We start from the raw sequence: 23,572 nt of genomic DNA on the forward strand, positions 1-23,572 counted from the left end.
GGGCGGGGCGGGCCGTCGGCGGCGGGGTGTACCCGGCCCGGCGCCCGAGAGCCGGCGCCCGGAGCGCCGGGGACGGGGCGCCGGGGACGGGGCTCCCGGGACGAGGCGCCGGGGACGGGGCGCCCGGGACGGGGCGCCGGGGGGCGGGACCTCACCCCGGTGGAGCGACCGCGGCGGCGCGGCCCACCCCGCCCCGCGCCGACGGGTGGAGGCCGTCCGGGCCCGGCCCGGACACGGCGAAACCGCGAGGGCGGGGGCGCTGTGTGCGCCCCCGCCCTCGCGGTGGTTCCCTCCCCCGGGGTCAGCCGGTGCTCGCTCCGCCGTCGGCGAGGATCGCGGTGATCGTCTCGGCCAGGCGGCCGAGGTGGGGCGGCTTCATGACGCCGAAGTGGTCGCCGGGGATCCGGTGCAGGGCGACCTCGCCGGTGAGCTCCTGCCAGCGGGTCAGGTACTCCCCGAAGTCCTGCCCGGAGGCCACCTCGTGCTCGCCGTCGGCGAGTTCGTCGCTGGCGATCAGGTTCAGCCGCCCGGGGTAGTTGCGGTGACGGTAGGTCAGGCACATCTCCATGACCTCCCGCCACATCCGGGCGGAGGGCAGCCAGACCTCGCCGGCGCCGTGCTCCGGCAGCACGATCCCGACCTCGGGGTCGACGTCGTCCACCAGGTGTTCGAGCAGCGCCAGGGTCTCCCCGCGGAGCGCCGAGGTGTCCTGCCCGGCCGGGGCGGCGGCCAGTTCGGTCAGCTTCGCCACGCAGCTCTCGATCAGCCGGTACTCCTTCCACAGCTCGGGCCGCTCGTGGTTGTCCAGCCCCGGGTCGAGCAGGACGAAGGTGACCTCCTCGCCCTCGGCGGTGAGCCGGTGGGCCAGCTCGCTGGCGATGCCGCTGCCTCCGCACCAGCCGAACAGCCGGTACGGGCCCTGCGGGGCGGCGGCCCGCAGTTCGGCCAGGTAGCGCTCGGCCATCTGCTCGGTGGAGGGGACGGGCTGCCCGTTCTCGGCCTGGAGGCCGGGCCAGGCGAAGGCCGCGACCGGCTGGTCCGGGTCGAGGTACGGCACCAGCGGGCGGTACCAGTGGGCGCTGCCGCCGCCGGGGTGCACGCAGAACAGGGGCGGCCGGCTGCCTTCCCGGCGGAGCCAGACCAGCGCCTCCACCGGCTCGCCGGCCGCCGCCGCGTCGACGGCCGCCGCCAGCCCGGCGACGGTCGGGTCCGCCACGAACGAGCGCACGGTCAGGTCGATTCCGTGCCGCTCGCGCAGCAGGGCGGTGATGCGCAGGATGGCCAGCGAGTGGCCGCCGAGGAGGTAGAAGTCGTCGTCCACCCCGACCTGTCCGAGGCCGAGCACCTCGGCCCAGACCTCGGCGACGGCCCGCTCGGTGGCGGTGCGCGGCGCCGCGGAGCCGGCGGTCGGCGCGGGCCCGGAGGGCTCCGGGAGCGCGGCGCGGTCGATCTTGCCGTGGGCGGTGAGCGGGAGTGCGGGCAGTTCCACCCAGGCGCCGGGGACGAGGTAGTCGGGCACCCGCCGCCGGAGCTGCTCGCGCAGCGCGGCGACGTCCAGCGGGCCGGACCCGGGTTCCGGGACGACGTAGCCGACCAGGCGCTTCTGGCCGTCCGGTCCGGGGTGCACGGCCGCCGCGGCCGCCCGGACCGGCGCGAGGCCGCCGATCATGGCCTCCACCTCGGCGAGTTCCACCCGGTGGCCGCGGATCTTCACCTGGTTGTCGCGGCGGCCGACGAAGGACAGCGTCCCGTCGGGGTCGCGGCGGACGATGTCCCCGGTCCGGTAGAAGCGGGCGCCGGGGAGCTCGCCGGACGGGTCCGGCACGAAGCGGTCCGCGGTGAGGTCGGGGCGGCCGAGGTAGCCGCGGGCGAGCCCGGGGCCGCCGACCAGCAGTTCACCGGCCACGCCGAACGGCACCGGGTCGAGGTGGTCGTCGACCACCAGGACGCGGGTGTCGGTGATCGGCACGCCGATCGGCACCCCCCGGTCGGCGTCGGCCCCGGTCACCCCGCGCAGCGCCGTGCTGAAGGTGGTGCACTCGGTGGGTCCGTAGCCGTTGGTGAGCGCGACGCCGTGGCCGAGGGCGGTGCGCACGTGCGCGGGCGAGAGGGCGTCGCCGCCGGCCAGCACCTGCCGCACCCCGGCCAGCGCGGCCGGCTCGGTCTCCACCATGTGCTGGAACAGGCCGGCGGTGAGCCAGAGCAGCGTGACCCGGTGCCGGCGGAGCACCTCGGCCAGTTCGGCGGCGGTGGTCGCCCCGGGCGGGCAGACCGCCAGGCGGGCACCGTTGCCCAGCGCCCCCCAGACCTCCAGGGTGGAGGCGTCGAAGGCGAGCGGCGCGTGCAGCAGCAGCACCTGGCCGGGGTCGAGGTCGGCGTAGTTGGGGTCGTGCACCAGCCGGACCACGGCCCGGTGGGTGACCTGGACGCCCTTGGGCCGGCCGGTGGAGCCGGAGGTGTAGGTGACGTAGGCCAGGTTGTCGGGGTGGGTGCCCGCCTCGACCGGGGTCTCCGGCAGGACGGCGAGGCCGGTCCAGGCCGCGTCCAGCGGGACGCAGCGCAGGTCGGCGATCCGTGCGAGGCGGTCGGTGTCCTCGGGCCGGCAGATCACCACGTCGGCGCGGACGTCGTCCAGCACGAAGCCGATCCGGGCGTCCGGGTAGGCGGGGTCGAGCGGGACGTAGTAGCCGCCGGCCTTGAGCACGCCGAGCATGGCCAGTACCGCCTCGACGCCGCGGTCCAGGCAGATCGCGACCGGCGTCTCCGGGCCGACGCCCAGCCCGCGCAGCAGGTGGGCCAGCTGGTTGCTGCCGGTGTCCACCTCCCGGTAGGTGAGGCTCCGTTCGGCGTCCTCCAGGGCGATCGCGTCCGGGTCGGAGCGCTCCGCGACCAGCTCGGGCACGCAGACCTCGGGCAGCGGGCGGGTGGCGGGGGCGGTCGCGCCCGGCCGGTCCAGGCCGGGGGCCCGGAAGGCCTGCGGGTCGGCGTCGGCGTCCTCGGCCATCGCGGTGAGCACGGCGATGAAGGTCTCCCCGATCGCCGCCAGCCGCTCCCGGCCGACCCAGCCGGGGCGGCAGGTCATCCGCAGCTCGCCGGGGAAGGTCCAGACGTCGAAGGTGAACTCGTTCGGGCTGTGGTCGGTGACGGTGCCGATGTCCGACCGGTGCTCGTCGAGCACGTGGAAGTCCAGGTAGGCGAAGACCACCTCGACCAGTGGCTCGCCGCCGCCCCACTCGCGCTGCATCGCGGGCAGCGGGTAGCGGCGGTGCGGCCACAGGGCCAGCTCCTCGGCGAACACCGAGCGCACCAGCTCGCGCCAGCTCGGCGCCCGCAGGTCCACGGCGAACGGCACCGTGTTGAGGTACATGCCGCGGACCCGGTCGCCGCCCGGCAGTTCGGGCCGGCCGTTGGTCACCGCCCCGGCGAGGAACCGGCGCTGGCCGCTGAGCAGGCCGAGCACCTTCAGGTGGGCGGTGTAGAGGACGGTCTTGAGCGAGCTCTGGGTGTCGGCGGCGAGCCGGCGCAGCTTCGGCTCCAGCGCCGCCCAGGGCAGCCGAACCTCGGTGGCGGGCAGGTGCGCCTCGGCCGGGGCGGTGTCGGCGGGCAGCCGCAGCCGGTCGTGGCCGGTGATCCGGCCGCGCCAGAACTCCCGGTCCGCCGGGGAGGCCAGGGCGCGCTTCTCCAGCTGGATGAAGTCGGCGTAGCGGACCTCCGGCGGCGCCGCGGCCGGGGCGCCGGTGCCGGCGGCCAGCTCCCGGTAGGCGGCGCGCAGTTCGCCGATGACGGAGTGGTGGCTCCAGCCGTCCAGGATGGCGTGGCACTCGACGTGGGTCAGCAGCCACTCCCGGTCGCCGACCAGGTGGGCGTGGTAGCGCAGCAGCGGGGCGCGCCCGACGTCGAACGGGGTGCGCTGGGCCTCGGCGCGGAAGCGCCGGACGGCGGCCTGCTGCTCCTCGGCCGGCAGGTGGCGCAGGTCGTCCACGCCGATCTCCAGGTGCAGGTCGTCCGCCGCGTGCACCAGCTGGAGCGGTTCGGAGTACCCGGAGAGGTCGAAGGAGGTGCGCAGGATCTCGTGCCGCTCGATCAGCAGCCGGACCGCGCCGTTCAGCGCCTCGGCGGAGAACGGGCCGTCGTCGACGATCTGGAAGGTGCTGGCGTTCTGGTAGGTGTTGCGCTCGGGGTCGGCCAGCATCTCGTAGACCATGCCGACCTGGACCTGGCCCATCGGGTAGGCGTCGGCCAGGCCCTCGGGGAGGCGCTCGCGGTCGGCCGGGTCGAGCAGCTCGAACCGGCCCACCAGGGCGGTCTCGGCCGCGCCGGCGGCCGGCCGGTCGGCCGCCAGCGGGGCCAGCTCGGCGACGGTCTGGCGGGCGAAGACGTCCTGGACGGAGAGGGCGAGCCCCTGGTCGCGCAGCGCGCCGACGGCCCGGATGGCGCGCATCGAGTCGCCGCCGAGCTGGAAGAAGCCGTCGTGCACGCCGACCTTGTCGACGCCGAGGGCGGCGGCGAAGGCGTCCGCGAGGGTCTGTTCGAGGGCGCTGCGCGGGGCGACGAACGCGCCGACCAGCTCGGAGCGGGTCCGGTCGGGTGCGGGCAGCGCCTTGCGGTCGGTCTTGCCGCTGGGGGTCAGCGGCAGCGTCTCCAGCGTCGTCCAGTGCACCGGGCGCATGTGCTCCGGCAGCCGTCCGCGCAGGTGCTCGCGGGCCGCCTCGACGTCGGCCCCGGCCGGGACCAGGTAGCCGACCAGCTGGTCGTCGTGGACGGCGACGGCCGCGGCGGCGACGCCGGGGGCCTGCGCCAGGACCGCCTCGATCTCGCCGAGTTCGACCCGCTGGCCGCGGATCTTCACCTGGTGGTCGAGCCGGCCGAGGTACTCGATCTCGCCGTTCGCCCGGTACCGGGCGAGGTCGCCGGTGCGGTAGAGCCGGCCGCCGGGCTCGGTGGCGAAGGGGTCGGGCACGAAGCGGTCGGCGGTGAGCTCCGCCCGGTTCAGGTAGCCGCGGGCCAACTGGACCCCGCCGAGCAGGAGTTCGCCCGGCACGCCGATCGGCTGCGGGCGCAGCGCGGCGTCCACGATGTAGGTGCGGGTGTTGGAGATCGGGCGGCCGATGGTGACCGGCCGGCCCGGCTCGCAGCGGATCGCGGTGACGTCGACGGCGGCCTCGGTGGGCCCGTACAGGTTGTGCAGTTCGCAGCCGATCCGCTCGTGCACGGCGGTGACCAGCTCGGCGGGCAGTGCCTCGCCGCTGCACACCATGCGGCGCAGCGAGGGCAGCGGCGGCAGCGGCTCGGCGAGGAAGGCCCGCAGCATCGACGGTACGAAGTGCAGGGTGGTGATCCGCTCGGTGCCGATCAGTTCGGCGAGGTAGGCCGGGTCGCGGTGGCCGCCGGGGCGGGCCAGGACCAGGGTCGCACCGGTGATCAGCGGCCAGAAGAACTCCCAGACCGAGACGTCGAAGCTGTACGGGGTCTTCTGCAGCACCCGGTCGTCGGCGTCGAGCCCGTAGGCCTCCTGCATCCAGTGCAGCCGGTTGACGATGGCCCGGTGCTCGACCAGCACGCCCTTGGGGCGGCCGGTCGAACCCGAGGTGTAGATCAGGTAGGCCGGGTGCTCGGGCGCCGCCGCGAAGACCGGGTCGTGGCCCCAGCCGCCGGGCAGTTCGGCAGTGATGTCCACCAGGTGCGGGGCGCCGCCGGTCACCAGCGGGGTGAGCCCCGGGTCGGTGACCACGGCGAGGGCGCCGGAGTCGGCCAGCATGAAGGCGAGCCGGTCCGCCGGGTAGTCGGGGTCGAGCGGCAGGTACGCGCCGCCGGCCTTGAGCACCGCGAGCAGCGCGACCACCAGGTCGGCGCCGCGGTGCAGGCAGACGCCGACCACCGACTCGGGGCCGACGCCGAGCCGGCGCAGGTGGTGGGCGAGCTGGTTGGCCCGGACGTCCAGCTCGCGGTAGCTGAGCTCGGCGCCCTCGAACCGCAGGGCGGTGGCGTTCGGGGTGCGGGCGACCTGCGCCTCGAACAGCAGCGGCAGGGTGCCGGTGGGGTAGCCGCGGCCGGTGGCGTTCCAGCTGAGCAGCTGGCGCTCGCGCTCCTCCCGGGGGAGGATCTCCAGCTCGTCCAGCGGGGTGTCGGGCTCCGCGACGGCGTGCTCCAGCAGCTGGGTGAACTGGGCGGCGAACCGCTCGGCCGTCGCCCGGTCGAACAGCGCGGAGGCGTAGTTGACGCCGCCCGCGAGCGAGCCGTCCGGCTGGGCGGCCAGGCCGACGGTGAGGTCGAACTTGGCGGTGCTCTCGCCGACCGGCAGCCGCTCGACGGTCAGGCCTCCCATGGCCGCGGGCGTGGAGGCGCCGGCGGCGTCCTGCCACAGCAGCATGGAGGAGAACAGCGGTGTCCGGGCGGGGTCGCGCTCGGGCGCCAGCTCCTCGACCAGGCGCTCGAACGGCACCTCCTGGTGGCCGTACGCGTCCAGGGCGGTCTCCCGGACCTGGGACAGCAGCTCGGCGAAGGTCCGCGGGCCGGCCAGGTCGACCCGGAGCACCAGGGTGTTGAGGAAGAGGCCGACGACGTCCTGCACCTCGGCGCGGTCGCGCCCGGCGACCGGGGAGCCGACGGCGACGTCGCGCTGCCCGCTCCAGCGGCCGAGCAGGACGGCGTGGGCGGCCAGCAGAGCCATGAAGGGGGTGGCGCCGTGGTCCCGGGCCAGCGCCGTCAGCCGTCCGGCGGTCGCGGCCGGGACGACCAGCGGCACCAGGGCGCCGGCCGCGTCGCGCACCGGCGGGCGGGGCCGGTCGGTGGGCAGCTCCAGCGGCGCCAGTGCGGCCAGCCGCTCGTTCCAGTGGTCGAGGCGGCGCCGGAGCGCCCCGTCGGAGAGCCGCTCGCGCTGCCAGACGGCGTAGTCGGCGTACTGGACCGGCAGGTCCGGGGTGCGGGCCGGGCGCCCGGCGACGGCGTCGTCGTAGCGCTCGGCGAGTTCGCCGACCAGGAGGTCCTCGGACCAGCCGTCGCAGGCGATGTGGTGGACGGTCAGCAGGACGACGTGCTCCCGCGGGGCGAGCCGGGCCAGGACGGCGGACAGCACCGGGCCCTCGGCGAGGTCCACCGGACGGCGGGCGCCGGTGGCGAGGTCGGCCAGCCGGGCGTCGGCGGCGGCCCGGTCCAGGGTGCTCAGGTCCTCCTCGGTGAGCGGCACGACGCTCGGCGCGTCGACCACTTGGACGGGTTCGCCGTCGACCACCGGGTACCTGGTCCGCAGGACTTCGTGGCGGTGCTGGATCCCGTCGAGCGCGGTCCGCAGCGCGGCCCGGTCGAGGGGGCCGGTCAGCCGCAGCGAGGCCGTCACCAGGTACTCGGTGCTGCCGGGCTGGAGCCGGTCGAGGATCCAGAGGCGGCGCTGGGCGAAGGAGAGCGGCAGCGGGCCGCCGCGCGGTGCCCGGGCGATGCCCTCGGCCGGGGCGGTGCCCGCCCGGCCGGCGAGGCGCCGGCGCAGCAGCTCCTGCCGCAGCCGGGTGCGGTCCGTGGTGTCGGTCATCGGTGCCCCTCCTCGGCGAGCAGGCCCGCCACTTCCTCGTCGGTGAGCGCGGTGATCTCGGCCTCGACGGCGTCGGTCACCGCCTCGGTGAGCCGGGCCACCGTGGTGGCCTCGAACAGCAGGCGCAGCGGCAGCTCGACGGCGAACGTCTCGCGGAGCCGGGCCAGGACCCGGGTGGCCAGCAGCGAGTGGCCGCCCAGGGCGAAGAAGTCGTCCTGGACGCCGATCCGCTCGACGCCCAGCACCTCGCCCCAGATCGCGGCGACCGCCTCCTCGGCGGGGTCGCGCGGGGCCAGGTGCTCGCGGGCCCCGCCGGCCAGGGCGGCGGAGGCGTCGGGCAGTGCCTTGCGGTCGACCTTCTTGCTGGCGGTCAGCGGGAGCGCGTCGAGCGGCACCCACAGCGCGGGGATCATGTACTCGGGGAGCAGCGCCCGCAGGTGGCCGCGGAGTTCGGCCACGTCGGGCATCGGGCTGCCGGGCCGGGCGACCAGGTAGGCGGCCAGCCGGCGTTCGCCGGGGGCGGTCTCCGGGGCGGTCACCACCGCCTCCTGGAGGGCGGGGTGGCGGGCCAGCGCCGCCTCGATCTCGCCGAGTTCGATGCGCAGGCCGCGGACCTTGACCTGCTGGTCGATCCGGCCGAGGAACTCGATGGTGCCGTCCGGCCGGTGGCGGGCGAGGTCGCCGGTCCGGTAGAGGCGCCCGCCCGGCTCGCCGCCGAAGGGGTCGGGCACGAAGCGCTCGGCGGTCAGCTCCGGGCGGCGGTGGTAGCCGCGGGCCAGCCGGACGCCGCCCAGGTACAGCTCGCCGGGGACGCCGACCGGGACGGGCCGCTGGTCGGCGTCGAGGATGTGCGCGCGGGTGCCGGGGACGGGCCGCCCGAGCGGCAGGGCCGAGGCCTCGTCACCCTGCGCCGGCACCTCGGAGACGGGGTGCAGCAGGCAGGTGACGGTGGCCTCGGTCGGGCCGTAGTTGCACAGGAAGCGGGCGGGCAGGCCGGTCTGCGCCCAGCGCCGCGCGTCCAGGCCGGTGACCACGTCGCTGCCGACGTTCATCAGCTTGAGCCCGCTCAGCAGGTGCAGGTCGGGGGACTCCAGGACGGCCCGGTAGTAGGACGGCGTGATCTCGACGACGGTGACGCCGTGCTCGGCGAGCCGGACCGGCAGCTCGGCCGGGGTCCAGAACACCGGGTCGGCGACCACGATGGTGGCGCCCGCGACCAGGGTGGCCGCGATCTGGTCCATCGCCACGTCGAAGGTGAGGGCGGAGAGCAGGACCACCCGCTCGCCGGGGGCGATGCCGTACTGGTCGGCGATCACCCGGCAGTGGTGGGCGTAGGAGCGGTGCTCGATCATGACGCCCTTGGGGCGGCCGGTCGAGCCGGAGGTGTAGATGACGTAGGCGAGGTTCTCCGGCCGGATCAGGACCGGCTCGGCCCCGGTGGCGGCGCTGTCGGTTCCGGCGGCGGTCCCGTCGTCGGTGCGGGTCCCGTCGTCGGTCCCGTCGGCGAGCACCACCCGGTGGGAGCCGGTCACCCGGTCGGCGAAGGCCCCGGTGGTGACCACGAGTTCCGGGCCGGCGTCGGCGAGCATGAACTCCAGCCGCTCGGCCGGGTGCTGCGGGTCGAACGGCACGTACGAGCCGCCGGCCTTCAGCACCGCGAGCAGCACCACGACCGCCTCGACGCCGCGCTCCAGGAGGGAGCCGACGACCGTCTCCGAGGTGACCCCGAGGGCGCGCAGCCGGGCCGCGAACCGGTCGGCCCGCGCGTCGAGTTCGGCGTAGCTCAGCCGCTGGTCGCCGAAGACCACGGCGACCGCGTCCGGGGTGCGCCGGGCCTGCCGGGCGAAGAGCTCGGGCACGCAGAGCCCGTGCTCCTCGACCGGGTCGAGCTCGGCGGCCCGCCCGCCGGCCGGGTCGGCCCAGCGGGTGAGGACGGTGTGCCGCTCCTCGTCGGTGAGCATGCCGAGGTCGCCGATCCGGGCTCCGGGGGCGGCGGTGACGCTGCCGATCAGGGTCAGGTAGTGGCCGGCCATCCGTTCGACGGTCGCCCGGTCGAAGAGCGCGGTCGCGTACTCGAACCAGCAGTACATCCGGCCGCCGCGTTCCTTGACGGTCACGGTGAGGTCGAACTTGGCGATCTCCAGGCCGGCCCGGACCGGCTCCACGGCGGCCGCGCCGAGCCGGGCGGGGACGCCGGCCAGGTGCTGGTGCTCGAACATGACCTGGAACAGCGGGTTGCGGGAGAGGTCCCGCTCCGGGCGCAGCGCGTCGACCAGGTGCTCGAACGGCACGTCCTGGTGGGCGAAGGCGTCGAGCACCGAGCCGCGGACGTGGTCCAGCAGGTCCGGGAAGGCCGGGTTGCCGGCCAGGTCGTTGCGGATCACCAGGTTGTTGGTGAAGAACCCGACGAGGTCCTCGGTCTCCTGGCGGGTCCGCCCGGCGACGGGGGTGCCGACCGCGAGGTCGTCGAGGCCGGTGTAGCGGTGCAGCATCACCTGGAAGACGGCGAGCAGCACCATGAACGGGGTCGCGCCGTGCCGGCCGGCCAGCTCGGTGACGGCCCGGCCGACCTCCGGCGCCACCTCGACGACCACGTTGGCGCCGCGCGAGTCGCGGACGGCCGAGCGGAGCCGGTCGGTGGGCAGCTCGACCGGCGTCAGGCCGCCCAGGCGGTCGCGCCAGTAGGCGAGCTGGTGGTCCAGCCGGCCGGCGTCCTGCTGCTCGCGCTGCCAGACGGCGAAGTCCGCGTACTGGACCGGCTCGGGGGCCGGCAGGGCCGGCGCGTCCTCGGTGAAGGACCGGTAGGCGAGGTCGAGTTCGCGCAGGTAGACGTTGGTCGACCAGGCGTCGAAAGCGATGTGGTGCAGGGTCAGGACGAGCAGGTGGTCCTCGGGGGCGGTGCGGATCAGGGTCGCCCGCAGCGGGTGGCCCTGGGCCAGGTCGAACGGGGAGCGGGCCAGCTCGTCGACCAGGGCGCGGGCCCCTGCCGCGGCGTCCGGCCCGGCCGACAGGTCGGTCAGGGTGAAGTCGACCGGCCCGGCGGGGTCGACGACCTGGACGGGGTCGCCGCCCTCGGAGCGGTACCGGGTGCGCAGCACCTCGTGCCGGGCGGAGAGCGCGTCCAGCGCGCCGCGCAGCGCCGCGGTGTCGAGCGGGCCGGTCAGCCGCAGCGCCAGCGGGACGACGTACTCGTGGCTCCCGGGCTCCAGCTGGTCGAGGAACCACATCCGCTGCTGGCCGAAGGAGAGCGGCAGCGGGCGGTCCCGGCCGACGGGGCGGACGGCGTCCGCCCCGGTGTCGGGGCCGGTAGCCGCGGCGCCGTCGATCCGGGCGGCCAGCCCGGCGACGGTCGGCGCGTGGAACAGCTCGCCGACGGTCAGCTCGATGCCGAACGCGCGCCGCAGCCGCAGCACCAGCTTGATCGCGAGCAGCGAGTAGCCGCCGAGCAGGAAGAAGTCGTCGTGCGCGCCGACCCGTTCGACGTCCAGCACCTCGGCCATCAGTGCGGCGACGGTCCGCTCGGCGTCGGTGCGCGGGGCCTCCCAGGCCCGCGCGGCCGGGCGCTCCGGCTCGGCGGCGGGCAGCCGGCGGCGGTCCACCTTGCCGTTGGGCGTGAGCGGCAGCTCGTCGAGCTCGACCACGGCGGACGGCACCATGGCCTCCGGCAGCGCGGCGGCCAGCCGGGCGCGCAGCCCGTCCGGCTCGATCCGCGCCCCGGCGGCGGCCACCACGTAGGCGGTCAACCGGGTGTCGCCGGTGCCGGACCGGTGGGCGGCCACCACGGCGGCGGCCACCGAGGGGGCGGTCGCCAGCAGCGCCTCGATCTCGCCGGGCTCGATCCGCACGCCGCCGATCTTGACCTGGTCGTCGACGCGTCCGACGTACTCCAGCGCGCCGTCCGCGCGGCGGCGCACCAGGTCGCCGGTGCGGTAGCGGCGGGCGCCGGGCACGGCGGCGAACGGGTCCGGGACGAACCGGTCGGCGGTGAGGTCGCCGCGGCCGGCGTAGCCGCGGGCCAGACCGATGCCGCCGACGCAGAGTTCGCCGACGACGCCGACCGGCACCAGACGGTCCTCGGCGTCCACCACGTAGGTGCGCACATTGGGCAGCGGCAGGCCGATCGGCACCTGCTCGCCGGGCTCGGCCGGGTCGTAGGGCCAGGCGGTGGAGTCGATCGCGCACTCGGTGGGGCCGTAGGTGTTGACCACCTCGACGTCGACGATCCGGCGCAGCCGGGCGCAGAGTTCGGCGGGCAGCGGCTCGCCCGCCGAGCAGACCACGCGCAGCGCGTCGCAGTCGGCCAGCGCCGGTTCGTCGAGCAGCAGGCGCAGCATCGAGGGCACGCCCTGGAGCACGGTGACGCGGTGCTCGGCGACGGCGCGGGCCATCACCGCCGGGTCGCGGTGGGCGTCCCGCGGGCCGGTGACCACGGTGGCGCCGCAGACCAGCGGGGAGAGGAACTCCCAGACCGCGGCGTCGAAGCCGATGGTGGTCTTCTGCAGCACCCGGTCACCGGGGCCGAGGCCGTAGCGCTCCACGGACCAGAGCACCCGGTTGCGGATCGCGGCCTCCGGGACGACCACGCCCTTGGGCCGGCCGGTGGAGCCGGAGGTGTACATCACGTACGCGGCCTCGGCGCCGGTGGCGCCGGCGGGTTCGAGGTCCGCCGACGGCGCCCCCGCCGGGTCCTCGCCGCCCTCGCCGCCCTCGCGGTCGAGGACGAGCGTGTTCGGGTGCGGCGGCAGCTGGCCGAGCAGGGACTCCTCGGTGACCAGCAGGCCCACCCCGGCGTCGGCGACCAGGTGGGCCAGCCGCTCGGCCGGCTGCTCCGGGGCCAGCGGCACGTAGACGCCGCCCGCGGTCAGCACCGCGAGCAGGGTGGCGACTAGGTCGGTGCCGCGGTGCAGGGCGACGCCGACGGGGCTCTCCCGGCCGACGCCGCGCGAGCGCAGCACCCCGGCGAGCCGCCGGACCCGGTCGGCGAGAGCGGCGTAGTCGGTCCGCCGCGCGCCGGACACCACGGCGACCGCGTCCGGGGTGGCCAGTGCCTGGGCGAAGAACAGTTCGGCCAGCGACTGCCGCGGGCGCCCGGTCTCGGTGCGGTTCCAGCGGGCGAGGTCGGCCAGCTCCGCGTCGGGGACGGTCTCCAGCGTGTGGGCGGGGGCCGCCGGGCGCTCGGCGACGGCCGCCAGCAGCCGCAGCAGGCTCGCCGCCATCCGCTCGATCCGGGCCCGGTCGAAGAGCGCGGTCGGGTAGATCAGCCGGGCCGCGAACGAGCCGTCGGGGAGCTCGGACAGGTGCAGCGAGAGGTCGAACGCGGAGTGCTCGGTGGCCGCCTCGACCTTGCTCACGTCGAGCCCGGGCAGCCGCAGCGGGCGGCGCTCGGCGTTGTGCAGCGCGAAGCCGACCTGGAACACCGGGTTGCGGGAGAGGTCGCGCTCGGGGGCGAGGTCGGCGACCACCCAGCCGAACGGGACGTCCTGGTGCTCGTAGGCGTCCAGGGTGGTCTCGCGGACCCGCGCCAGCAGGTCGAGGAAGGATCCCCGGCCGGACAGGTCGGTCCGCAGCACCAGCGTGTTGAGGAACATGCCGACCAGCGGCTCCAGGGCCACTTCGTCGCGGTCCGAGACCGAGACGCCGACGGCCACGTCGCGGGCGCCGGACCAGCGGGCGAGCAGCAGCTGGAACGCGGCCAGGTGCACCATGAACGGCGTCGCGCCGCCGTCCCGGCCGAGCGCGGCCAGCCGCTGCGCCAGCTCCGCCGGCACGGTGAACGGGACGCTGTCGCCGGCCGGGTCCCACTGCGCCGGGCGGCGGCGGTCGGTGGGCAGCTCCAGCGGTTCCAGGCCGGCCAGCCGCTCCCGCCAGTAGCCGCGCCGCCGCTCGGCCCGCTCGGGGGTGGCGGCCCAGGTGTCGCGCTGCCACTGCGCGAAGTCGGCGTACTGCACCGGGACGGGCTCCAGCGGCGACGGCCGCCCGGCCGCGAAGGCGTCGCAGAGCTCGTGCAGCTCGCGCGCCAGGATGCCCCAGGACCAGCCGTCGAAGGCGATGTGGTGGACGGTCACCAGCAGGACGGCCTCGTCCTCGGCGAACCGGGCCAGGGTCAGCCGCCAGGGCGCCCGGGCGCGCAGGTCGATCGGGGCGCGCAACTCGGCGGCGTGCAGCTCGCGCACCCGCGCCTCGCGGCCGTCCGCCGGCACCCCGGTCAGGTCGAGCACGGCGAGCGGCACGGGGCCGGGCTCGTCGACGTACTGCACCCCGGTGCCGCCCTCGGTGCCGTAGCGCGAGCGCAGCACCTCGTGCCGCGCCGCGACCTCGGTGAACGCGGCCTCCAGCACCGGCAGGTCGAGCGGGCCGCGGATCCGGAACGCCTCGCACATCAGGTACTCGGTGGAGGCGCCGGAGCGCAGCTGGTCCAGGAACCACAGCTGCTCCTGGGCGTAGGAGAGCGGGAGTCCGCTGTCACCGGTGGGCATCGGACGCCTCCAGGAGCGAGTCGGGGCTGACGGCGGCCGAGTACGGCTCGGCCATGGCCACGGCGATCCGGCGCGGGCCGGTGAACGGCTCGCGGGCGTGCGCCGACAGCATGTTGTCCACCAGCAGGACGTCGTCCCGCTGCCAGTCGAAGCGGCGCCACTCGGCGCGGTAGCAGGCGCGCAGGTGCGCGATGACCTCGTCCGGCACCGGCCGGCCGTCGCCGTAGTAGGTGTTGGTCGGCAGCTGGGAGTCGTCGTACATCTCGCGCAGCGCCGAGCTCACCTCCTCGCCGAGCGTGGTCACGTGGAAGAAGGTGAGGTGGTTGAACCAGACCGTCTCGCCGGTCACCGGGTGGCGGTGCACCGCCCGGCGGCGGGCGCGGGTGCGCAGGCCGTCGGCGGTCCACTCGGTGGCGACGCCGTTGCGGGCGCAGTAGGCGTCGACCTCGGCGCGGTCGGAGGTGTTGAAGGCCTGCTGCCACGGCACGCCGAAGCCGTCCGAGAAGTTGCGCACCACCATCCAGCCGCGGGCGGCGAACTCCTCGCGGACGGCGGGGTCGATCGCCTCGTACACCCGGCGGGTGTCGGCGAGCGGGGTGGCGCCGAGCGTCTCCGGCGGCTCGACGCAGTGGAAGAACAGGGTCATCGGCCAGTCGGCCTGGTAGGAGTTCTCGTTGTGGAGGAAGATCTCCTCGCTCGGCGGGTAGTCGGTCGAGGTGTACACCTGCCCCTTGATGGTGCTGCGCGGCGAGGACCGCTCGGCGTAGGCCAGGGGCGAGCCGGACACCGCCCGCACCGCCGCCTCGAACCCGTCCACCCCGCCGACGCCGAACCCGCGCAGCAGGACCGCGCCGTGTTCGAGCAGCCGGCCGCGGACGAACGGTCGGGCGGCCGAGAGGTACTCGGCCAGGGGCATGCCGGGAGTGTCGGCCGGCACCGTCAGGGGGAGGACGGAGCCCGCGCCGTTCTCCCGGGGTCGGTCCGCCGGCGCGGGCCGTATGGAGGGGTTCGCAGTCATGCGCCTCAGCGTCGTCGCCCGGCGGCCGCTCCCCGGAGAGAACAACCGGCAGTCACGGCGGCAGGCTTGGCGTCGCGGTGACTGCGCCTCCTTCTCTGCAGCCGGACCGGGCCGGTGCGGCAGGCTCGCTGGCGCCGCCACCGGTCACGTGAGGTGCGTGACGCGGCAGTTCACCCGAGGGAGGCCCGTCGTGGCCGAGGAAGACACCGACGACCGCACCTACCGCGTCGTCCTCAACGACGAGGAGCAGTACTCCGTCTGGCCCGCCGACCGGGACCTCCCGCTCGGCTGGTACGCGGAGGGCACCGAGGGCACCAGGGCCGACTGCCTGACCCACATCGGCACGGTCTGGACCGACATGCGGCCGCTCAGTCTGCGCCGCCAGATGGAGCGGGCGGCCGGCTAGCGGCCGGTCCGGCCCCGCGAGGTGTGTGACAGATGACCAGCCCCGACACGCGGGCTCCGGCGGACGAGCAGACCCGGCCGCCGGACCCGCCCGATCCACCCGCTCCGGCGGACGCGGCCGATCCACCCGGCCCGGCGGACGCGGCCGGGACGGAAGCCGTGGTCCCGCTGCACCGCAACCGCGACTTCCTGCTGCTGTGGGGCGGCTCGGCCGTCTCCCTGCTCGGCTCGACCGCGACCACCATCGCCTACCCGCTGCTGGTCCTCGCCCTCACCGGCTCGCCGTTCGACGCCGGGCTCGCCGGCTTCGTCGCGCTGCTGCCCGCCCTGCTGCTCCAGCTGCCGGCCGGCGCCCTGGTGGACCGCTGGCCGCGCCGGCGGCTGATGATCTGGTGCGACGCGCTGCGCGCGCTCGGCGCGGCGGTCATCGCCGGCGCGGCGGCGCTCGACCTGCTCAGCCTCCCGCTGGTGCTGGTGGTGGGGTTCACCGAGGGCGCGCTCACCGTCTTCCACGGCCTCGCCGCGCACGCGGCCGTCCCCAACGTCGTGGCACCGGGCCAGCTTTCGCTGGCGCTGTCCCGCAACGAGGCGCGCGGGCGGGGCGCCGTGATGCTCGGCACGCCGCTCGGCGGCATCCTGTTCGGGCTCGGCCGGGCCGTGCCGTTCGTCGCCGACGCGCTGACCTACCTGGTCTCGCTGACCGGCCTGCTGTTCATCCGCAAGGAGTTCGAGGCCGAGCGGTCCGCCGGCACCGGCACCATGCGCGAGCAGGTCCGGGAGGGCCTGGGGTGGCTCTGGAAGCACCCCTTCCTGCGCACCACCACCCTGCTGGTGGCCGGCAGCAACCTGATGTTCCGGGCGCTGTTCCTGGTCGCCATCGTGCTGGCCACCGACGTCGGCGCGTCCTCGGCCGGGGTCGGCCTGATGGTCGGGGTCGCCGGTGCCGGCGGGCTCGCCGGCTCGCTGGCCGCCCCCTGGTGCGCCCGCCGCCTGGGCCTCAGCGCCCTGGTGATCGCGGCGAACTGGGCCTGGGCCGTGCTGATGGTGGTGATCGCCGTCAGCCGCGACCCGTTCACGCTCGCCGCCGCCTACGCGGCGATGTGGTTCGTCGGGCCGCTGTGGAACGTGGCGCTCGGCAGCTACCAGCTGGGCATCACCCCCGACCGGCTGCGCGGCCGGGTGCTCGCGGCGATGAGCACGCTGTCCAACGGGGCCCTGCCGATCGGCTCGCTGCTCGGCGGCCTGCTGCTCGACTCGGCCGGCGCGCGGACCGCCGCGGTGGCCCTGGCGGGCTGGATGGTCCTGCTCGCCGTCGCCGCCTCGGTCGCCCGCACGGTGCGCACCGTGCCCGGCCCGGCGAACCCGTGACCCGGCGGCGCCACCCCCGCCGCCGTACCGCTCCGCCGGCGGCCCTCGCCCCGGCCGCTCCCCCGGTCCCCGCGCTCCCCCGCGGCCACACCCCCGGCCCCGGCGGCGACGGCCGGACCACCCCTCGATCCAGTGCTGACAGGAGGAACTAGCGTGTTCCGCACCATGCTCGGGCCGCGCCCCGATCCGACGGGGCGAGGCCATCATGCCGGCACCTGACGACCGGCCGGCCGGCGTCCTCGGCACGATCGGCGGCACCCCGCTGGTCGAACTCGCCAAACTCGCCCCGGGCCGACACTTCACCACCTACGCCAAGCTGGAGGCGTTCAACCCCGGCGGCAGCATGAAGGACCGCTCGGCGCTGGAGATGCTCCGCGAACGGATCCGCACCGGCGCGCTGGTGCCCGGCCGCTCCGTGGTCGTCGAATCCAGCTCCGGCAACCTCGGGATCGGACTCGCCCAGGTCTGCTCCTACTACGGGCTCCGGTTCATCTGCGTGGTGGACCCGCGCACCAACCGCCAGAACATCGCCATCATGCGGGCGCTCGGCGCCGAGGTGGAGGTGGTCCAGGAGACCGACCCGGTGACCGGCGAGTACCTGCCGGTCCGGATCCGCCGGATCAGCGAGCTGACCGCCCGCATCCCCGGCGCCTACTGGCCCAACCAGTACGCCAACCCGCTGAACCCCCAGGCGCACCGGCGGACGATGCGCGAGATCCTGGACGCCGTCCCCGGCGGGATCGACTACCTGTTCTGCGCGACGAGTTCCTGCGGCACCCTGCGCGGCTGCGCGGAGCAGGTCCGCGAACTGCGCCTGCCGGTGACAGTGGTCGCGGTGGACGCCAGGGGCAGCGCCATCTTCGGCGGCGTCCCGACCTCCCGGCTGATCCCGGGCCACGGCGCGGCCGTCCGGCCCGCGCTCTACCGCGACGGTCTCGCCGACGAGGTCGTCCACGTGACCGACCTCGAATGCGTGGTCGGCTGCCGCCGGCTCGCCGGGCGCGAGGCCATCCTGGCCGGCGGCTCGTCCGGCGCGCTGGTGGCGGCGATCGACCTGATGGCCGACCGCATCCCCGCCGGCTCGCGCTGCGCGGTCGTCCTGCCCGACCGCGGCGAGCGGTACCTCGACACGATCTACAACGACGAATGGGTCGCCCGCCACTTCGGCGACGTGTCCCACCTGTGGAAGGAGAAGGAGTACGCGATGAAGGTGGCACCATGCTGATCCTCGGAGCAGGGGAGGTCCGGCAGGTCCTCGACGGTGCCGAGAGCGAGGTCGTCGCGGCCGTCCGCCGCGCCTACGTCCTGCACGACCGGGGCCGCACGGCCCTGCCGCACTCGGTGTTCCTCCGCTTTCCCGACGACCCGCGCAACCGGATCATCGGGCTGCCCGCCTACCTCGGCGAGGACGTCCCGGTGGCGGGCATCAAGTGGATCTCCTCCTTCCCCGGCAACACCGCCGCCGGTCGGGAGCGCGCCTCCGCCGCGGTGATCCTCAACTCCATGGCCACCGGGCACCCGGAGGCCCTGCTGGAGGGCTCGCTGATCTCGGCCCGGCGGACGGCGGCCAGCGCCGCCCTCGCCGCGTCCGTCCTCACCTCGGAGACCCCCGAGACCGGAGCCACCCTGATCGGCTGCGGCGTGATCGGCTTCGAGATCCTGAACTACCTCCGGGCCGTCCTGCCGGACCTCGGCACCGTCACCGTGTTCGACCTCGACCGGTCCCGCGCGGAGGCCTTCGCCGCCCGCTGCGAGGCCCGCTGGCCCGGGCTCAAGACGGCCGTCGCCGAGACGGCCGAGGACGCGATGGCCGCCCACCGGCTGGTCTGCCTGGCCACCACCGCCGGGACCCCGCACCTGACCACCGAGGCCTGCCGGCCGGGCACCCTGGTGCTGCACGTGTCCCTGCGCGACCTGACCGCCGAGAGCATCCTGGGCGCGGTCAACGTGGTCGACGACGCCGACCACGTCTGCCGGGAGCGGACGTCCCTGCACCTGGCCGAGGAGCTGGTCGGCAACCGGGACTTCATCTCCACCTCGCTCGGCGCCGTGCTCCGCGCCGACCAGCACTACCGGCGCACCGAGGACGGCGTCACCGTCTTCTCGCCGTTCGGGCTCGGCGCGCTCGACCTCGCCCTGGCGGGCCTGGTCCACCGGCAGGCACGCGAGCGCGGGCTGGGCACCCGGGTGGCGGGATTCCTGCCGGAGGGCGCCGGAGCCGCCGCCGGGTGACGCCACCGGCGCCGCCGGGGCCCCGGGACCGCCGCTCGGCCGGCGGCGGCCCGGGGTGCGGGGGCGGTCGGGGCCCGGGGGCGGGCGGGGCCCGGCGGCGGGCGGGGCCCGGCGGCGGGGCGCGCCGCGGGACACCCGGGGGTGCGCCCCACCGACCGGAAACCGGGTCGTCGCAGGTCAGAGCCGTGGGCCGGTACGATGATCCCTCACCTATCGGGGGGTCAGATGAGCCAGCCGGACGTTCCGGCCCTGGGACCGCTGCTGCGCGCGCACCGCCACGCCGCCGGGCTGACCCTGGAGGAACTGGCGGAGGGTTCGGGCGTCAGCGCCCGCGCCATCGGCGACATGGAGCGCGGCCACAGCCGCGGCCCCCAGGCCCGCACCGTCCAGGCCCTCGCCACCACCCTGGGGCTCGCCCCGGCCGCCACCGGGACGCTGCTGGGCGCGGCCCGCGCCGGCCGGCGACGGCACCCGGCCGCCGAGGCCACCGGGCTCTGCGACCTGCCGCCCGCGGTACCCGACTTCACCGGCCGCGAGACCGAGACCGACTGGCTCGCCCGGACCGCCGGCGCCCCGGCCGGTCCACCGGTCTCGATCGTCTCCGGCGCGCCCGGACTGGGCAAGACCGCACTCGTCGTGCACGCCGGGGCGCGGCTGGCCGACCGGTTCGCCGACGGCTGCTTCTTCGTCGACCTGCGCGGCCTGGACGCCGAACCGGTCACCCCGCACGACGCCCTGGGCCGCCTGCTGCGGGCGCTGGGCGTCCGCGAACGCGACCTGCCGGGCGAGACCGACGAGCGCCGCGGGCTCTACCGCCGGCTGATGCGGGAGCGGGAGGCCCTCGTCGTCCTGGACAACGCCGCCCACGAGGCCCAGGTCCGCGCGCTGCTGCCCGGCCCGGGCGCGGGCCGGCTCTGGGTGACCAGCCGCCGCACGCTCGCCGGGATCGAACACGCCCGGCGGCTCGTCCTGGCGCCGCTGCCCGTCGGCGCCGCCACCGCGCTGCTCGGCGCGATCCTCGCCCAGCGCGAGGACGAGCCGGCTGGCGGGTCCGCCCCGGCGGCGCTGGCGCGGATCGCGGAGCTGTGCGGGCACCTCCCGCTGGCGCTGCGCATCGCCGGGAACCGGCTGCTCAGCCGACCCGCCTGGAGCGCGGACGGCCTCGCCGAACGGCTCGGGGACGAGGACCTCCGGCTGCGCCGCCTGACCGCCGGGGACCTGCGCATCCGCTCGGCGTTCCGACTCTCCTACGAGCAGCTGGCCGAGCCGGTGCGGCGCCTCTTCCGCCGGCTCGCGCTCGTCCCGGGGGCGGACTTCGACACCGGCGCCGGCGCCGCCCTCACCGGTCTGCGGCCGGACGCGGTCGAGGAGATGCTCGACGAACTCCTCGACCTCGGCCTGCTCGGGCACACCGCCGGCGACCGGCTGCTCTTCCACGACCTGCTGCGGCTGTACGCGCGCGAGCGGCTCCACGAGGAGGAGACCCCGCAGGACGTCGCCGCCGCCGAGGCGGCGCTGTACCGCTGGCTGCTCGACGGGGCGGCGGAGGCCGGGCAGTGGTTCCAGCCCGGACCGCCGCCGGCCGGCCGCGCGGCAGCACCCGTCGGCTTCGGCTCGGCGCGGGCCGCGCAGGCCTGGCTGGAGGCCGAGAGCGCCAACTGGCTGGCCGCCCTGCGCGCCGCGGCCGCGGCCGGCCGGCACACCGACGTCGTCCGGACCGCGGAGTCCATGCACTGGTTCTCCGACCGCTGGACCAACTGGGGCCACTGGCCCACCGTCTTCGGACTGTCCCGCACGGCGGCGCACGCCCTGGGCGACGACGTCCTCGCGGCCACCCACGCCAACTACCTGGCCTGGGCGGTGCACTACTGCTCGCACCAGCCCCGCGAATCGTCCGCCATCGCGGAACAGGCGGCCGAACTCGCCCGCCGCGGCGGGGACGTCACCCAGGAGGCGTGGGCGCACTTCTACGCGGCGGCGGCCGCCAACCGGCTGGGCGAGCCCGCCGACGCCGTCCCCCGGGCCCGGCGGTCGGCCGAACTCTTCGCGACGGCGGGCGACCGCGAGGGCCGCCCCCAGGCCCTGCTGGCCCTGGCCTCGGCCCAGGCCGGCACCGGCGGCCACGCGGACGCGGTGGCCACCACCGACACCATCCTCGCCCTGCTCGCCGACCCGGCCACCGCACCCGCCGCGCACATCGGCGACTTCACCCGGACCAACGCCCTGTCCCAGCAGGGCGGCGCCCTGCTCGCCCTCGGCCGCGCCCAGGAGGCCGAGCGCACCTACGCCGAAGCCCGCACCGTGGGCGCCCGCGTCGCCGTCCCCCTCCTCCAGGCCATCGCCGCCCTCGGCCAGGCCCAGGCCCTGGCCGCCCTCGGCCACCACGACCGCGCCCTCACCGCCGCCCGCGAAGCCAGAACCTTCGCCGAATCCGCCGCCGACCCCACCCGCCTCACCGAAGCCACCCAACTGGAAGCCACCCTGACGGCGCTGAAGGACTGACCCTGGCGCGGCGCCGACGGAGCCGGACTCGTTCCTGCCCGAGCGCCTCGGGGCGACCCTCAGGTGTCCGGCACGGCGGAGCTGCCCTCTGCTACCGGCTCGGGGCCTCGTGCGCGGTCCGCAGTGGTCGATCGGAGCGCCACCCGGCGAACGAGCCGTCGCGGGAACGTACGCCCTCAAGGTCGCCTTCGAACAGCACTGCGGCCTCCGGCCTGCGTGCCGGAGGATCGGCCAGATAGCTGTTGCCGTGATCCCAGGTCCGAAGCTCGCCCGGGAGCGCTTCGTACCAGGCCAGGCCACGGACATTGCAGTTCCTGCACAGGAGCCCCCGCACACACCGCCCGCACGACGACTGTCCGGGGCAGCATCGGTGGTCGTGATCGATGTGCCACCAGGACGGGCCCTCCATCGACGAATCGCCCCCCAAGCGGTGGCACAGCGGGCAGGTATCGTCCTGTGCTCTCAGGATCGCGTTCACCCGGGCGAGCGTCAGCTTGTGCCGGCGCGCCTGCCGGATCGCGTTGCGACACCTCTGACATGTCTTCCCCCGGGGGCCCGCATCGATCCGCCACAGCGTGTCCGCGCACACTTCGCAGGGGTCGCCCAGGGTCTCGACCCATGCGTAGAACTCCTCGTCGGTTTCCCAGTCCACCGGAGCAGGTTAGAGAGCATCACTGACAGTCCCGGGACGGTGACAGCCGCCGTCCTGACCACGCTGGACTGCGACTGCTCCGCACCCGACCTCCGCGCCTGTGCGCCGGCCGCTCTCGCCGACGCCGCGGTCAGGTGTCGGCCAGGCCCTGTTGGATGGCCAGCACCGCGAGGCGGACGCGGTTCGGGCTGCCTTCGGTGCGATCAAGCTGGTCTTCCAGGACGGGTACCTGCACGACCTGCCCGGTTTCACCCCGATCGGCGCGGTGGACGCCGGGGGGGCCACTGACTCCGCCACCGCTCCGGACGCGTTGATCCCGTCCGGCCCCCGGTCGACCGGGCTCAGCCCGGGAGGGCCGGGTGGGTGGCGGGGTCGTGGGCGGTGGACTGCCAGGCGCGGGGGGTGAGGCCGTAGGTGGTGCGGAAGACGCGGCTGAAGTGGCTGGTGCTGACGAAGCCCCAGCGGCCGGCGACGGCGGCCACGGTGGCGGGGCGGGCCGACGGGCGGGCCAGGTCGCGGCGGCACATCTCCAGGCGGCGCCGCTGGATCCAGCGGCCCACGGTGACGCCCTCGTACTGGAAGAGCTTGTGCAGGTAGCGCACCGAGAAGTGGTGGGCGGCCGCGATCCCCTCCGGGGAGAGCCCGGGGTCGGGGAGCCGGCGCAGGATGTACTCCTTCGTCCGGGCGATCGTGGCCAGGACCTCCTCGGGCACCGGTCCGGCCGCCCGCCGGCGGTGCTCGTGGGCGAGGACGGTGAGCAGGTCCAGTGCCGTACCGGCGAGCCGGGCGGCCACCTGCGGGTCCGGTGCGACCCCGGGGCGGGCCAGCCGGTCCAGGTAGGCGGCCACCAGCGCGGCCGTCCCGGTGTCCGAGCGGAAGGCCGTGCCGGACAGCTCCCGCAGGTCCTCCTCGGCCACTCCGGCCGCTGCCCGGGGCCAGTGGAAGGCCGTGCCGGAGAAGGCCTCCGACACCTCCAGGACGACCGGGCGGCCGGTCCGGGCGACGGCGAACTCGCCCGGCCGCAGGGGCGTCCCGTGACCGTCCAGGAGCAGCGCGGCCGTGCCGTGCCGCGGCAGCACCAGGGTGATGTGGTCGCCGCGGCCGCACAGCACCACGCTGCGGCCGTGCGCGGCCGGCCACGGACCGGCGACGATCGAGGAGACCCGCAGCGGGCCGAGCCGGTGGCCGGCGATGCTCGCGGCGAAGGGGACGTGGCCGGACGCGACGGGGACGGACGGGACGGGGACGGGGACGGGGACGGGGGCGAGGACGGGCATCGGTACTCCTGCGACGGCCGCCGGGGTGGTCCCGGGCGGCCGGGTGCTGGCACGGGGTGAGGGAAGGGCGCGGGCGACGCGGCCCGCCCTCCCATCCCAGCCGGTCGGACAGCGGGT

10 protein-coding genes are annotated in these 23,572 nt (G+C 75.9%); 5 read left to right on the forward strand and 5 right to left on the reverse strand.

Translation table 11 applies throughout. The annotated features are described in order from the left end of the window. Window positions 1–301: 301 nt before the first annotated feature. The 3 genes from ABZ495_RS00420 to ABZ495_RS00430 are packed head-to-tail and all read right to left on the reverse strand — an operon-like array spanning window position 302 to window position 15,019. Window positions 302–7,525: an amino acid adenylation domain-containing protein gene (locus tag ABZ495_RS00420; protein ID WP_359833707.1), complete on the reverse strand. Its 7,224-nt coding sequence runs from the start codon at window positions 7,523–7,525 to the stop codon at window positions 302–304. Continuing rightward, complete coding sequence (locus ABZ495_RS00425; RefSeq protein ID WP_359833709.1) at window positions 7,522–14,001, reverse strand: amino acid adenylation domain-containing protein; 6,480 nt, start codon at window positions 13,999–14,001, stop codon at window positions 7,522–7,524. Before ABZ495_RS00425 ends, ABZ495_RS00420 begins: the two co-directional genes overlap by 4 nt. After that, window positions 13,988–15,019: a TauD/TfdA family dioxygenase gene (locus ABZ495_RS00430; protein WP_352291402.1), complete on the reverse strand. Its 1,032-nt coding sequence runs from the start codon at window positions 15,017–15,019 to the stop codon at window positions 13,988–13,990. Before ABZ495_RS00430 ends, ABZ495_RS00425 begins: the two co-directional genes overlap by 14 nt. A gap of 190 nt (window positions 15,020–15,209) precedes the next feature. On the opposite strand from ABZ495_RS00430, the gene ABZ495_RS00435 reads away from it, so the two are divergent. From ABZ495_RS00435 to ABZ495_RS00455, 5 genes are all read left to right on the forward strand, one after another. Next, window positions 15,210–15,425, forward strand: coding sequence for an MbtH family NRPS accessory protein (locus ABZ495_RS00435; RefSeq protein WP_329486323.1), 216 nt, complete (start codon window positions 15,210–15,212; stop codon window positions 15,423–15,425). Window positions 15,426–15,457: 32 nt separating this feature from the next. Then, window positions 15,458–16,792, forward strand: coding sequence for an MFS transporter (locus tag ABZ495_RS00440; RefSeq protein ID WP_359833711.1), 1,335 nt, complete (start codon window positions 15,458–15,460; stop codon window positions 16,790–16,792). Window positions 16,793–16,997: 205 nt separating this feature from the next. Continuing rightward, window positions 16,998–18,017 (forward strand): 2,3-diaminopropionate biosynthesis protein SbnA, encoded by a 1,020-nt coding sequence (gene sbnA, locus ABZ495_RS00445; RefSeq protein ID WP_329486327.1) that lies wholly within the window; start codon window positions 16,998–17,000, stop codon window positions 18,015–18,017. Further along, window positions 18,011–19,024, forward strand: coding sequence for a 2,3-diaminopropionate biosynthesis protein SbnB (gene sbnB, locus ABZ495_RS00450; RefSeq protein ID WP_359833713.1), 1,014 nt, complete (start codon window positions 18,011–18,013; stop codon window positions 19,022–19,024). The genes sbnA and sbnB overlap by 7 nt, the downstream gene beginning before the upstream one ends. Window positions 19,025–19,249: 225 nt before the next feature. Next, a complete protein-coding gene (locus ABZ495_RS00455) occupies window positions 19,250–21,526 on the forward strand; it encodes a helix-turn-helix domain-containing protein (protein ID WP_359833714.1) in 2,277 nt (758 codons plus the stop codon). 91 nt (window positions 21,527–21,617) lie between these two features. Here the strand turns inward: ABZ495_RS00455 and ABZ495_RS00460 are convergent, their stop codons facing one another. Next, window positions 21,618–22,178, reverse strand: coding sequence for an endonuclease domain-containing protein (locus tag ABZ495_RS00460; protein WP_359803962.1), 561 nt, complete (start codon window positions 22,176–22,178; stop codon window positions 21,618–21,620). 341 nt (window positions 22,179–22,519) lie between these two features. After that, window positions 22,520–23,455: a helix-turn-helix domain-containing protein gene (locus ABZ495_RS00465; RefSeq protein ID WP_359833716.1), complete on the reverse strand. Its 936-nt coding sequence runs from the start codon at window positions 23,453–23,455 to the stop codon at window positions 22,520–22,522. Window positions 23,456–23,572: the final 117 nt, after the last annotated feature.

The sequence above is a fragment of the Kitasatospora sp. NPDC005748 genome, from assembly GCF_040630735.1.
In the GTDB taxonomy this organism is placed as follows: domain Bacteria; phylum Actinomycetota; class Actinomycetes; order Streptomycetales; family Streptomycetaceae; genus Kitasatospora.

Excerpts from the sequence above, each read along its gene's own strand:
- ABZ495_RS00420 (WP_359833707.1), bottom strand. The coding sequence starts at position 7,525 with ATGACCGACACCACGGACCGCACCCGGCTGCGGCAGGAGCTGCTGCGC.
- ABZ495_RS00425 (WP_359833709.1), bottom strand. The coding sequence starts at position 14,001 with ATGCCCACCGGTGACAGCGGACTCCCGCTCTCCTACGCCCAGGAGCAG.
- ABZ495_RS00430 (WP_352291402.1), bottom strand. The coding sequence starts at position 15,019 with ATGACTGCGAACCCCTCCATACGGCCCGCGCCGGCGGACCGACCCCGG.
- ABZ495_RS00440 (WP_359833711.1), top strand. The coding sequence starts at position 15,458 with ATGACCAGCCCCGACACGCGGGCTCCGGCGGACGAGCAGACCCGGCCG.
- sbnA (WP_329486327.1), top strand. The coding sequence starts at position 16,998 with ATGCCGGCACCTGACGACCGGCCGGCCGGCGTCCTCGGCACGATCGGC.
- sbnB (WP_359833713.1), top strand. The coding sequence starts at position 18,011 with ATGCTGATCCTCGGAGCAGGGGAGGTCCGGCAGGTCCTCGACGGTGCC.
- ABZ495_RS00455 (WP_359833714.1), top strand. The coding sequence starts at position 19,250 with ATGAGCCAGCCGGACGTTCCGGCCCTGGGACCGCTGCTGCGCGCGCAC.
- ABZ495_RS00465 (WP_359833716.1), bottom strand. The coding sequence starts at position 23,455 with ATGCCCGTCCTCGCCCCCGTCCCCGTCCCCGTCCCCGTCCCGTCCGTC.